Here is a 12,021-nt window from a genome sequence, read left to right on the forward strand (position 1 = left end):
CATCCTCGACGCCGCCACGCAAACGCCCCCACCCTCGAAACTCGAAGCCGCCCGCCCCGACATTGACCGCCTCTTTGCCTCGAACAAGGCGGAGGAGATCGTCGCCGCGCTCGCCGCCGACAGCAGCGAATGGGCCGCCAAGCAGCGCGCCACCCTCGCCACCAAATCGCCCCAGACGATCAAGGTCGCCCTGCGCCAGTTGATCGAAGGCGCGGCCCAGCCCGATTTCGCCTCCAACATGGCGATGGAATATGGCCTCGCCTGCGCGATCATCCGCCGCCCCGATTTCGTCGAGGGCGTGCGCGCGCTGATCTTCGACAAGGACAACAAGCCGCAATGGAACCCGGCCACGCTGGAGGATGTCAGCGACGCGATGATCGATACGATCTTCGCAGCCCTGCCCGCCGACCAGCAATGGACGCCACTCCCGGCGCTCGCGACCTGATCTGTCCTACACCGCAGGCACCTGCTATGGTCCCCATGCACGCTGCCTGCCCCACGCCGCCCGCTTTCCGATAGGATCAGGGCCGCGCACGAATATGTCCGTTTTTACGGGAAATATGCGAAGTTAAGCAGGAGAGAAGAGCATCATGACCCAGACCATCGCCTTCATCGGACTCGGCAATATGGGCGGCGGCATGGCCGCCAACCTGCTCAAGCATGGCTATGCCGTCCGCGCCTTCGACCTGTCGGAGGAAGCACTGGCTAAAGCGGAATCGCTCGGCGCCATCCGCGCCAGCAGTGCCGCCGACGCCGCGACTGACGCCGACGCCGTCGTCACCATGCTGCCCGCCGGCAAGCATGTCGAAAGCGTCTATTCGGGCGAAGTTTATGGTGCGGCCAAACCCGGCGCGCTGTTCCTCGATTGCTCGACCATCGACGTCGCCACCGCCCGCCGCGTGATCGACGCGGCGACGGATCGCGGCTTCGACATGGTCGACGCCCCCGTTTCCGGCGGCATCGCAGCGGCCAATGGCGGCACGCTGACCTTCATGGTCGGCGGCACCGACGCCGCCTTCGAACGCGCCAAACCGATCCTCTCGGCCATGGGCAAGGCGGTCATCCACGCCGGCGGCGCGGGCAATGGCCAGGCCGCCAAAATCTGCAACAATATGCTGCTCGGCGCGACCATGGTCGCCACCTGCGAGAGCTTCGCCATGGCCAAGAAACTGGGCCTCGATCCGCAGACCTTCTATGACATTTCCAGCGTCTCGTCGGGCCAAAGCTGGTCGATGACCAGCTACTGCCCCGTCCCCGGCGTCGGCCCCCAATCGCCATCCGACAATGGCTATCAGGGCGGTTTCGCCGTCGGCCTGATGCTCAAGGACTTGAAACTCGCCACCGAAGCCGCCGCCTCGGTCGGGGCCTCGGTCCCGATGGGCAATGTGGCGGAATCCCTCTACCAACTCCTCGCCAACCAGGGCGAAGCCACCCGCGACTTCTCCCTCATGATCGAGATGCTGGAAGGGAAGTAACCCCCTCCGTTCGTTTCGAGCGAAGTCGAGAAACGCTGGCACCGCGCTTGCCGCTTCTCGACTTCGCTCAGGGCGAACGGTGCATCACTTCCCCTTCCCCGCCTCGGCCGCCGCCAGCACGCGCAACACATTGCCCGCCCAGATCTTCTGCACATCGGCCTCGCTATAGCCCGCCTTCAACAGTGCTTCGGTGATCCTGGGCAGGTCCAGCACATCCTCCATGCCGACGACCCCGCCGCCGCCATCCCAGTCCGCGCCGATGCCGACATGGTCCGGCCCCACGACCTTGAGCGCATGCAGCATATGCGCCATGAAATCATCGAAGGTTGCCCGGTCGGTCTCAGGATAAAGCCGGTCGATCTCCTGCCGCTTGCTCAGCAGTTCCGCCCGCTTCTCCGCCGTCATCTTGCCGCCATCCCGCATCGACGCGAACAGCGCCCCCATCGCCTTCTGCCGCTCCGGGTTGGGCTTGGCCGCCTTCAGATACGCCCCATAGGCATTCATCTGAATAACGCCGCCCTTGGCCGCCAGCGCCTTCAACCGATCATCATCGATGTTGCGCGGATGGTCATAGACTGCCTTGCACCCCGAATGGGTCAGCAGCACCGGCGTCGTGGACAAGGCCAGCAGATCGTCCAGCACCTGGTCCGAACTATGCGACGCATCCGGCACGATGCCTAGCCGGTTCATGTCCTTGAGCAATTGCTTGCCCAGCGGACTAAGCCCGCCAAAACGCGGCTTTTTGGACGGATCGGTCGAACTGTCGGCAAACTGGTTATGCGCGAAATGGGCAAAGCCCACCACCCGCACGCCCATGTCGTAGAATGTCTGGAGCAGGCCGATATCCTCGCCCAGCGGATAGGCATTTTCGATCGACATATAGACGACCCGTTTGCCCGTCGCCGCGATCGGCGCCGCGTCCTTGGCCTCCAATGCCAGCGCGAAATTGGCCGGGTCCGCCGCCACCATCTCGCGGATCGACACCCCCCGCATCAGCGCGAAATCGCGCGCCTTGGCAAAGCCCTCGACCGTCAACGGCCCTTGGCCCGTATAGATGGCCCAGAAACCGCCATCTAGCCCGCCCTTCTTCATGCGCGGCAAATCGACCTGGGTATAGTCGCTATGCACCCCATGTTCCTCGTCGATCGACCAGTCCGGCAGGTCGAGCGAGGCAGGCGTGTCGAGATGGCTGTCGAGCGTCAGCAGCTTCTGGTGCAATTGCTGCACCTTCTTCGGCACAGCCTGCGCCGACACCGCAACCGGGAGCAGCGCGATCAGCGCTGCCCCCATCATAGGTCCAACCCGCATCAGATTTCGCCCGAAATGGTGAACTGGAAGGTGCGCGGCGACAGCGGCCGGAAGAAGCCATCGCCCGTCACGGTCGAGGAAATATAGGACAGCACATCCTTGTCGAACAGATTATCGACGTTGAACCGCGCCTTCACGCTCTTGACCGGCCCCAGGCTGAAACCATCGCCGATATCGACATAGGCGCTGAACACGGTGAAGCCCGGCACGCTCGAACCCGGCGAATTGACGAAGGTGGACCAGCGGCGGCTGGTATATTTGCCGGAGATATTGCCCACCAGCCAGCTCGCCGGTTCGATCGTCACGCCGCCATTGACGATCCATTTGGCGCTGTCGGGAATGAACTTGCCATCGGTCGCATAGGTCAGGGTGGGCGTGACGATATCGTCCTTGAACTTGGCGATATTATAGGTGGCGCTCAGGTTGAAATAGGCAAGGCCATTGAGCGCGGACGGTTTGAACGTGCCGCTGAATTCCGCGCCATAGGCCGTCACCCGGCCGACATTCTGAAAGAAGGTTTCGGTGACGTTGGTCGTGCCGGGCAGGATGCCCGTGATCGACTGGATGCGATTCTTGAACTTGGTGTAATAGCCCGCCAGCGAGGCATAGAATTGCCCCTGATTGGTGCGGATACCCGCCTCGAAATTCTGCGACCGTTCCGGTGCAGGAGCAGGCACGACGGCCGCGCTGCTGTTCAGTGCAACGGAGAAGATGTCGTCCATCCCCTTGGGCAAGGCCATATTTTCAGCATAGGAGGCGAAAATCTGGGTCTGGTTGTCGATCTTGTAGAGGACGCCCGCCATTGGCAGGAACCCGTCGCCATAGCTGGCCCGGTTGGTCTGCGGTCCCCAGCCCGCGACCCAGACGGGCGCAGCGGCGGTGCCCGCATTGCGATAATAGTCGTTGAAGTCGCGATAGCCGCTTTGGCGATAGTCGATATGCAACGCCTTGATCCCCAGGTCGAAGATCAGACTGTCATCCATCAGGGAAATGCGGTCCTTGACGAACGCCTGCGTCGTATGCCGTTCCGACTGATAATCGCGCCGCGCATAGACGAGCTCATCCAGATTGGGCGCGCTGGCGGGCGACCCGTCGGTCGTGTTGAAGCGTGCCTGGGTGCGATTATAGCTGTCGACCTCGGCCCACAGGCCCGCCTCCACGCTATGCGCGCCCATGTCCCAATGGAGCTTGGTGGTCAGGCCATAGCGGTCGCCGCCCACTGTCGACAGGCCATATTGCGTACCGCGCGGCGCCGTCAGCGCCAGGCCTGCCGCCGTTTGCCGCGTATATTGCAACAGGCTGTTGGCATAGCTGTCGGGCGACACGCCATAGCCGCCCTTATCCTCATAATAGGCCGTCGCTTCGGCCCATACACCATCGGCTATCCCCAGATGGACAGTGCCGCCATAGAGCTTGTCCTTCCGCACATTGAGCGCGAGATTATAGGTGTAGGTATAGTTGCTGTTGGAAAAGGCCGGGCCACCCGCCACCGGCGCAAAACCCGGCGTGCTATTGGGCACGACGGCGATATAGCCACGATCCCGGCCGGTGTTGCCGCCCACATCCGGCGTCGCGGAATTGTAGAGTGTGCGGCTCAGCGTCGGCGAGTCATAGTCGAAAAAGTCGTTCGACACGAATTTGAACCGTGCCCAGCTATCACCGCCCAGATCGGCGTGGAGTTGCGCCTCCCAATGCTCGCGATCGACCGTGCCGACGCCGCGCCACAGGTCGCTGTCCAGCTTGGTGCGGCTGACATAGGCGCGGAACGGCCCGACCTGTCCCGTGCTGGCGCGGATGAAGGTCCGCTTCAGCCCGAAATCGCCAAAGCTTTGCGACACGAACAGGCCCATATCCTCCTGCGGCGCGATGCTGTTATATTGCACCACTGGCCCCAGCGTCGAATAGCTGGGCAGGCCTACATCGCCTGCGCCGACGGCGGCTTCGACCACGCCCAGATTTTCATTGTCGACATAGCGGAACACCGGGCTGCCGCCAAACGCATCGCTGCGGCCGGTCGGGATACCATCGACGATGAAGCCGATCTGATCCAGGTTGAACGCGCGGGTCTGGACGCTGTTGCCGAATTCATAGAGGCCAAGCGCCCCATCGGTCTGCACATTGAAGCCGGGCAACTGCTCCAGCATCTTCAGGCCCGAAATGCCCGATGGCGCGGACAGCAGCGCCTCGCGCGTCACCGCCACGACATTGCTCACCTTGTCCTCGCCGATCGCCTCGGACGATTGGGAAATGCGGCGGCCGGTAACGGTGATGCTCGTCTCGTCATCGCCGACCGGCTCCTGCGCATGGGCGGCAGGAACCAGGGCTGCGGCGGCACAGGCCAGCAGCAGCGCGCGAGTGGACGGACGGACGACAAAATGGACGGACATGAAGAGGCTCCCTGGGTGTCATGAGCCGATCAGGGTGACGCGCAGGGCGTCGCACCTCTCCATATTTCGTTATTCAGTTTCCTTCTGAAACGAGGGTGCTGGGAAAAGCCGCCATCAATCTGTCACAAAATCCGTGCCTGTTGCCGATCAGTCACACAGACTTAGCGGCCCTTCCAGACGCCAGGCCGCTTCTCGACAAAGGCCGTCATGCCTTCCTTCTTGTCCTCGGTCGCGGTCAGGATCTGGAACATGCGCCGCTCGGTCAGCAATCCTTGGGCCAGGCCCGTCTCGAACGCGATATTCACCATTTCCTTGTTCACCATTGCGGCCATGGGCGGCATCGCGGCGATGGCGGCCGCGGTCTTGAGCGCATCGTCCAGCAGCTCGGCGGCAGGCACGATCCGGCTTACCAGGCCCGACCGTTCGGCTTCCTCAGCCCCCATCATCCGCCCGGTCAGGCACATGTCCATCGCCTTGGCCTTGCCGACCGCGCGGGTCAGGCGCTGCGACCCGCCCATGCCAGGAGCCACGCCGAGCTTGATTTCGGGCTGGCCGAATTTCGCCGTGTCCGCCGCAATGATGAAATCCGCCATCATCGCCAGTTCGCACCCACCGCCCAGCGCAAAGCCAGCGACCGCCGCGATCCACGGCTTGCGGGTGGCGACCACATGGGTCTGCCAGCCGGAAAAGAAATCCTGCAGGAAGAAATCGGCGCCGTCCTTGTCGACCATCTCCTTGATGTCCGCACCCGCCGCAAACGCCTTTTCGCTGCCGGTCAGGACCGCGCAATGCTGGGTCGGGTCGGCATCATAGGCGGCAAAAGCGGCGCTCAGGTCGCTCAGCACCTGGCCGTTGAGCGCATTCAACGCTTGCGGCCGGTTGAGCGTGATCAGCGTGACCGCGTCGCGCTGTTCGACCAGGATCGTTTCATAGGTCATTGCCATCTCCCATTATTGCGTTGCCAATCAAGACCGCATCAATTCCGATAAATCCTCCCTTGCAAGGGGAGGTGGCAGCCCGAAGGGCTGACGGAGGGGTGTCACCCTCTCGATAGCGGGACACCCCTCCGTCTGGCTGCGCCAGCCACCTCCCCTGCCAGGGAAGGATCCATTATCCACTCTGCTCTATGGACAAGCGACGCCATCCGCCACCCCCTTGCGCCCTAGCATTTCCGCCAAGCCTATCGGCACAGATGCATGAAATCCCGGTCATAGCTTTTGAGGTGCGCGCCGCCATCGACATAGAGCGTCTGCCCCGTCACCGCGGTCGCATCGGCCAAATAGAGGACAGCCTGCGCGATCTGCTCGGCCTGCGGCAATCGGCCAAGCGGCATCATCGCTTCCAGCCGGGCCATCTGGTCGGGATCATAATCGGGCGTCGCGATGGTCAGCCCCGGCGCGACCGCATTGACCCGCACCCTGGGCGCCAGCGCGTTCGCGCTCGTCTGCGTCAGTCCCGCCAGCGCGAGCTTTGACAGCGTATAGGCCAGTTGATCGCCATGCGGATGGTCGATCCGCTGATCCAGAATATTGATGATGCAGCGATCGCAGGTGCCCGCAGGAACCGTCGCGAACGCCTTGGTCAGCATCGCGGGCGCGGCGCAATTGACCGCATAATGGCGCATCAACTCATCAGCCGTCACCGTGTCGATCCGGTCCTGCCCGAACATCGCGGCGCTGTTGACCAATATGTCGGGCGGACGACCGAACCGCTCGGCCACCCGCGCGATCAATTCCTCCGCATTTTCCGGGTCGGCGAAATCGACCACGAAGCCATCCCACTCCGTGCCCTGCGCCTCCAGCGTCAGCGCCAGGTGGGAATCGAGCCGCGTATCATGGCTGCCATGGATCGCGAGCGAATGACCGGCCTTGGCCAACGCCCCGCTTATGATCCCGCCCAGCCGCCGATGCCCGCCCGTGACCAGCGCCAACCGCTTGGTCGCCAGCGGCAACGAACCGACCGGCTCCACCGAAGGCCGTGCGCTGCCCAATGGACGATAGGGACGCTCCTCTTCGATCATGAACCGATGAGCTTCAACACTTCCTCGCGCGACTTTTCATCGTCGCGGAACACGCCCAGCATCCGGCTCGTCTTCATGATGACGCCGGGCGTGCGGACGCCGCGCCCGGTCATGCAGCCATGCGTCGCCTCGATCACCACGGCCACGCCCTGAGGCTTCAAATGCTCCCAGATGCAGTTGGCGACTTCGGACGTCAGCCGTTCCTGCACCTGCAGCCGGTTGGCAAAGGCATGCAGAACCCGCGCCAGCTTGGAAATGCCGACCACATAATCGCCGGGTAGATAGGCGATATGCGCCTTGCCTACGATCGGTGCCATATGATGTTCGCAATGCGACTGGAACGGAATGTCCTTCAGCAACACGACATCGTCATATCCGCCCACCTCATGGAAGATGCGCGACAGATGATAGGCCGGGTCATCGCCATAGCCCCGGCAATATTCGCGCCACGCCCGCGCGACCCGCTCCGGCGTTTCCACCAAGCCTTCGCGTTCCGGCATGTCGCCCGACCATCGGATCAACGTGCGGATCGCATCCGCCACTTCGGACGGAACCGGCTCCTTGCCGTTGCCAACGGTTTCCGCATCGGGATCACATGCCATGAACAGCGCCACTCCTTCTTAATTGCCCCGCATATGAGGATTTGATCCTGTAATGGCCAGCCCTTTCGGGATGACTGGACATGGTATCGCACGGGTGGCAAATCGGCACCGAACGGGATCGTGAACGAACAATAATGACCTTCAAACAAATACCTCATGCGCACTGAACGGATCGCCGCCGTGCTTCTGGCCGCGGGCATGTCGTCCCGCTTTGGCGAAGATGACAAGCTGATGGCCGACCTGCGTGGCAAGCCCGTCGCGGCGCACACGTTGGAAACCGTCGCCTCCATGGCCTTTGCCGAACTGGTCGCGGTGGTCCGGCCGATCGAGGTCGCCCCGGTCCTCCACCGCAAACTGGATCGACGGGGCTACACTATCATCGTCAATGACCGCCCCGAAGACGGCATTTCGGGCAGTATCGTGCGCGCGGTCCAACATCTCATGCCGATGAACAGCGTGCGCGGCATCCTCATCTGCCTCGCCGATATGCCCGACGTGCCGCAAAGCCATTATAACCGCATCTGCCTCGCGGCCGAGGATATCCGTTCGGTCGTCGCCAGCACCGATGGCTTCTCCTCCTCGCCCCCCGCCTTCATCGGCCGCAAGCATTTCCCCGAACTGCTGCGCCTGCGCGGGGATCAGGGCGCGCGCGCCTTGCTCAGTCATGGGCTCCAGATCGACACCAGCGTCGGCATCCTCCACGATATCGACACGCCGGAGGATCTGGTGAACAGCGTACCGCCCCTGTCCGACGACTCAGCTTGACCGGGTCGGGTCGGTCATCGCATCGGCCATCTCGCGCGGATCGGGCGCGCGGCTGAGCGGCAGCGATCCGGTCTGCCGTTCCAGCATCCGATGCACCACCGGCGGCACCGGCCCGGTATGCAACGCCCATATAGCATCGCTATTGGCGATGTCGGCGACGGTCCGCCGCTGATTATGCCGCACATAATCGAGCCAGGTCGACACATGATAGCGCTCGATCCACAGTTCAGGATCGCTCAGATCCCGCATCAATGACCAGCCATGCGCCCCATCGCGCCGCCTGATCCGCCGCCGCTCGCTCATCGCGGTCAGGAACGGCACGACCGATCCCACCGGGATGCGATATTCGATCGTCACCACCACCGGCCCGCTGCGCGGTTCGACCGGCACCGCTGTATCCGGCTCCCGCCACCTATTCTGCAGGTCCAGATTATCGTCGCCAATCTGCGGCAGCGGGCGCATCAGGCCGATCAGCGCCGCCACGAACTGCACCGCCGCCGACGCATAGAGCGCCTCGACCACGCCCTGGCTTTCGGCCAGCCAGCCAAACAGCCAGGCGCCGATCGCCATCCCGCCAAAAGCGCTCATCTGATAGAGCGAAACCGACCGCGCCACCACCCATCGCGGCGCGGACATCTGCACTGACACGTTGAAGGTCGACAGCGCCGTGACCCAGCCGAATCCGGCCAGCAGATAGCCAAGCAGCGCCAGCCCCAGCCAACTGCTCATGCCGGTGATCGCGGTTCCCAGCGCCAGCATCAGCGCCGCATAGCGCACGATATGTTCGACCGACAGTCGCGCGCGCAAGTGCCGGGTCGACAGCGCGCCCGTCACCGCGCCCACCCCGAAGGCGCCGCTGGTGAGGCCAAAGGTCAGCGCGCCGCCCCCCAATATGTCGCGCGCGACCAGCGGCATCAGCGCCGACACCGCGCTCGCGCCAATACCGAACACCGCCGCGCGGAGCAGCACCAGCTGGATATTGGGCGACATCGCCACATAACGAACCCCCGCCCGCATCGCCAAGGCCAGCCGCTCGCGCGGCAATATCTTGGACGGCAGCTCCGGCTCCCAGCGAGACAGCACCACAAGCAGCCCGACATAGCTGACCGCATTGGTCAGGAACGCCGCCGCCGCGCCCGCCGTCGCGACGATGACGCCGCCCAGCGCCGGGCCGACGCTGCGCGCCAGGTTGAAGCCCATGGAATTCATCGCCACCGCGCTCGGCAAGATCGCGCGCGGCACCATGTCGCCGACCGCCGCCTGCCAGGCTGGCCCGTTGATCGCGGTGGCGCATCCCAGCGCAAAGGTGAAAGCGAGCAACAGCCAGGGCGTCATCCACCCGGCCCAGGCTGTCACCGCCAACAACGCCGACACCACCAGCATCCAGCTCTGGCAGGCGATCATCACCTTGCGCCGGTCCAGATTGTCGGCCACCGCCCCCGCCCATAGCGACAGCAGCATGATCGGCAGCGTCGTTGCCGCAGGCACCAGCGCGATCAGCATCGGCGACGCCGACAGCGAAATCATCATCCACGCCGCACCGACCGACTGGATCAGGCCGCCGAAATTGGACGCGAGGCTCGCCATCCAGATCGCGCGAAAGGTGGGGACGGAGAAGGGCGACGGCGCGGGGGGAGACTCGGCTGGTGACACGCCCTCCATGAAGCGGAATTGGACCGCAGCGTCAAACCCACAACGGGCGCAAACTGCCGCTACGTCAGGGCCAGTAGGGGTAGAAAAACATATTTCCCGCTTGCACTTTACGTAAACGTAAATACATTCAGTGCCGGTATCCGATGCGCCCGGCAGGGGCGACCCACGGAGAGGAAAGCCACATGGAAGCTTATATTTACGACGCCGTCAGGACACCCCGTGGCCGGGGCAAGCCGGACGGTTCGCTGCACGAAATCACCCCCATCCAACTCGCGACCCAGGTGCTGGAAGCGATCCGCAATCGCACCGCGATCGACACCGTCGATGTCGACGACGTCATTCTGGGCTGCGTCACGCCGGTCGGTGAGCAAGGCGCGGACATCGCCCGCACCGCCGTCCTCAACGCCGATTATGCCCTCACCACGCCGGGCGTGCAGATCAACCGCTTCTGCGCCTCCGGCCTGGAAGCCGTGAACATCGCCGCGGCCAAAGTACTGTCGGGCGAAGCCCTGTTCGCCATCGGTGGCGGCGTCGAATCCATGAGCCGCGTGCCCATGGCGTCGGATGGCGGCGCGCTCGCTATGGACCCGGCGGTCGCGTACAAAACCTATTTCGCGCCCCAGGGCATCGGTGCCGACGTCATCGCCACCAAATTCGGCATCAGCCGCGACGATGCCGACGCCTATGCCGTCGAAAGCCAGAAGCGCGCCAAGATGGCGTGGGACGAAGGCCGCTTCGCCAAGTCGATCGCCCCCGTTCGCGACGTGATGGGCCAGGTCGTCCTCGACCATGACGAACATATGCGGCCCGAAGCGACGATGCAGTCGCTGGGCGCGCTCAAGCCCGCCTTCACCGCGATGGGCGAGGAAATGCCCGGCTTCGACACCGTCGCCCTGCTCCGCTACCCGGAACTGGAGCGGGTCAACCATATCCACCATGCCGGCAACAGCAGCGGCATTGTCGACGGCGCGGCCGCCGTGCTGGTGGGCAACAAGGATATGGGCGACAAATATGGCATCAAACCCCGCGCCCGCATCCGCGCCATGGCGTCGATCGGCTCCGAACCACTGATCATGCTGACCGGCCCCGAATTCGTCGCCGGCAAGCTGCTCGCCCGTGCCGGCATGACGACCGCCGACATCGACCTGTGGGAACTCAACGAAGCCTTCGCCAGCGTCGTGCTGCGCTACATGCAGGCGATGAAGCTCGACCACAGCCAGATCAACGTCAATGGCGGCGCGATCGCCATGGGGCATCCCTTGGGCGCGACCGGCGCGATGGTGCTGGGCACCGCGCTCGACGAACTGGAACGATCGGGCAAGGGCACCGCGCTCATCAACCTGTGCGTCGGCGCAGGCATGGGCACCGGCATCATCATCGAGCGTATTTAACACCCTTCTCCGTTCGCCCTGAGCCTGTCGAAGGGCCTTTCTTCTTGAAGAAAAGTGCAAGGCTTCGACAAGCTCAGCCCGAACGGAACTTTAGAGGCAGCATCATCATGCAGACCATCGCATTCACCACCGACGCCGACGGCATCGCCACGCTGACGATCGACGTTCCCGACCAGTCGATGAACGTCATCGGCCCGGACTTCCTAGCCGATCTCGACGCCGCCATCACCCGCATCGCGTCCGAGGACGCGATCAAAGGCGCGGTCATTGCGTCGGGCAAGGACAGCGGCTTCATGGCCGGTATGGACCTCAAATATTTCGGCTCCATGCTCGCGACCAAAGACGGCAGCCGCCCCGCGCCCGCCGCCATCTTCGACCAGGTTTTCGTCCTCAATCAGCTCTTCCGTCGCCTCGAAACCT

General features: G+C 63.7%; 10 protein-coding genes and 1 pseudogene. 5 read left to right on the forward strand and 6 right to left on the reverse strand.

The window, feature by feature from the left end; translation table 11 throughout:
* Both IL54_RS23415 and mmsB read left to right on the forward strand, forming a co-directional pair.
* The coding region (locus IL54_RS23415) for an enoyl-CoA hydratase/isomerase family protein (RefSeq protein WP_162182266.1) at nucleotides 1-445 on the forward strand (445 nt) is incomplete at its 5' end.
* 145 nt (nucleotides 446-590) lie between these two features.
* On the forward strand, nucleotides 591-1,475 hold the full coding sequence (gene mmsB, locus IL54_RS19690) for a 3-hydroxyisobutyrate dehydrogenase (protein ID WP_037479760.1): 885 nt from the start codon (nucleotides 591-593) through the stop codon (nucleotides 1,473-1,475).
* Nucleotides 1,476-1,559: 84 nt separating this feature from the next.
* Here the strand turns inward: mmsB and IL54_RS19695 are convergent, their stop codons facing one another.
* The 5 genes from IL54_RS19695 to folE all read right to left on the reverse strand — a co-directional run bounded on the left by IL54_RS19695 (nucleotide 1,560) and on the right by folE (nucleotide 7,792).
* Nucleotides 1,560-2,783 (reverse strand): dipeptidase, encoded by a 1,224-nt coding sequence (locus IL54_RS19695; protein WP_037479761.1) that lies wholly within the window; start codon nucleotides 2,781-2,783, stop codon nucleotides 1,560-1,562.
* Nucleotides 2,783-5,170 carry a TonB-dependent receptor gene (locus tag IL54_RS19700; RefSeq protein ID WP_037479763.1) on the reverse strand — a complete coding sequence of 796 codons (2,388 nt, stop codon included), beginning with the start codon at nucleotides 5,168-5,170 and terminating at the stop codon, nucleotides 2,783-2,785. Before IL54_RS19700 ends, IL54_RS19695 begins: the two co-directional genes overlap by 1 nt.
* Before the next feature lie 161 nt (nucleotides 5,171-5,331).
* The gene (locus IL54_RS19705; protein WP_037480527.1) at nucleotides 5,332-6,108 is read right to left on the reverse strand and encodes an enoyl-CoA hydratase-related protein; all 777 of its coding nucleotides are present in this window, start codon (nucleotides 6,106-6,108) and stop codon (nucleotides 5,332-5,334) included.
* Between the two features lie 242 nt (nucleotides 6,109-6,350).
* On the reverse strand, nucleotides 6,351-7,190 hold the full coding sequence (locus tag IL54_RS19710) for an SDR family oxidoreductase (RefSeq protein WP_037479765.1): 840 nt from the start codon (nucleotides 7,188-7,190) through the stop codon (nucleotides 6,351-6,353).
* Complete coding sequence (gene folE, locus IL54_RS19715; RefSeq protein ID WP_037480530.1) at nucleotides 7,187-7,792, reverse strand: GTP cyclohydrolase I FolE; 606 nt, start codon at nucleotides 7,790-7,792, stop codon at nucleotides 7,187-7,189. The genes IL54_RS19710 and folE overlap by 4 nt, the downstream gene beginning before the upstream one ends.
* Nucleotides 7,793-7,948: 156 nt before the next feature.
* On the opposite strand from folE, the gene IL54_RS19720 reads away from it, so the two are divergent.
* On the forward strand, nucleotides 7,949-8,557 hold the full coding sequence (locus IL54_RS19720) for a nucleotidyltransferase family protein (RefSeq protein ID WP_037479767.1): 609 nt from the start codon (nucleotides 7,949-7,951) through the stop codon (nucleotides 8,555-8,557).
* Here the strand turns inward: IL54_RS19720 and IL54_RS19725 are convergent.
* A complete protein-coding gene (locus IL54_RS19725) occupies nucleotides 8,549-10,219 on the reverse strand; it encodes an MFS transporter (protein WP_037479769.1) in 1,671 nt (556 codons plus the stop codon). The genes IL54_RS19720 and IL54_RS19725 overlap by 9 nt on opposite strands.
* A gap of 173 nt (nucleotides 10,220-10,392) precedes the next feature.
* Between IL54_RS19725 and IL54_RS19730 the strand changes: the two genes are divergently transcribed.
* Both IL54_RS19730 and IL54_RS23420 read left to right on the forward strand, forming a co-directional pair.
* On the forward strand, nucleotides 10,393-11,601 hold the full coding sequence (locus IL54_RS19730) for an acetyl-CoA C-acetyltransferase (RefSeq protein ID WP_037479771.1): 1,209 nt from the start codon (nucleotides 10,393-10,395) through the stop codon (nucleotides 11,599-11,601).
* A gap of 107 nt (nucleotides 11,602-11,708) precedes the next feature.
* Nucleotides 11,709-12,021, forward strand: a pseudogene (locus IL54_RS23420) (3-hydroxyacyl-CoA dehydrogenase); the annotation flags it as partial.

The organism is Sphingobium sp. ba1 (assembly GCF_000743655.1).
Taxonomy (GTDB): Bacteria; Pseudomonadota; Alphaproteobacteria; order Sphingomonadales; family Sphingomonadaceae; genus Sphingobium.

Coding starts and splice junctions, on each gene's coding strand:
- IL54_RS19730 (WP_037479771.1), top strand. CDS start 10,393: ATGGAAGCTTATATTTACGACGCCGTCAGGACACCCCGTGGCCGGGGC.
- IL54_RS19705 (WP_037480527.1), bottom strand. CDS start 6,108: ATGACCTATGAAACGATCCTGGTCGAACAGCGCGACGCGGTCACGCTG.
- IL54_RS19725 (WP_037479769.1), bottom strand. CDS start 10,219: ATGGAGGGCGTGTCACCAGCCGAGTCTCCCCCCGCGCCGTCGCCCTTC.
- IL54_RS19720 (WP_037479767.1), top strand. CDS start 7,949: ATGCGCACTGAACGGATCGCCGCCGTGCTTCTGGCCGCGGGCATGTCG.
- IL54_RS19700 (WP_037479763.1), bottom strand. CDS start 5,170: ATGTCCGTCCATTTTGTCGTCCGTCCGTCCACTCGCGCGCTGCTGCTG.
- mmsB (WP_037479760.1), top strand. CDS start 591: ATGACCCAGACCATCGCCTTCATCGGACTCGGCAATATGGGCGGCGGC.
- IL54_RS19710 (WP_037479765.1), bottom strand. CDS start 7,190: ATGATCGAAGAGGAGCGTCCCTATCGTCCATTGGGCAGCGCACGGCCT.
- folE (WP_037480530.1), bottom strand. CDS start 7,792: ATGGCATGTGATCCCGATGCGGAAACCGTTGGCAACGGCAAGGAGCCG.
- IL54_RS19695 (WP_037479761.1), bottom strand. CDS start 2,783: ATGCGGGTTGGACCTATGATGGGGGCAGCGCTGATCGCGCTGCTCCCG.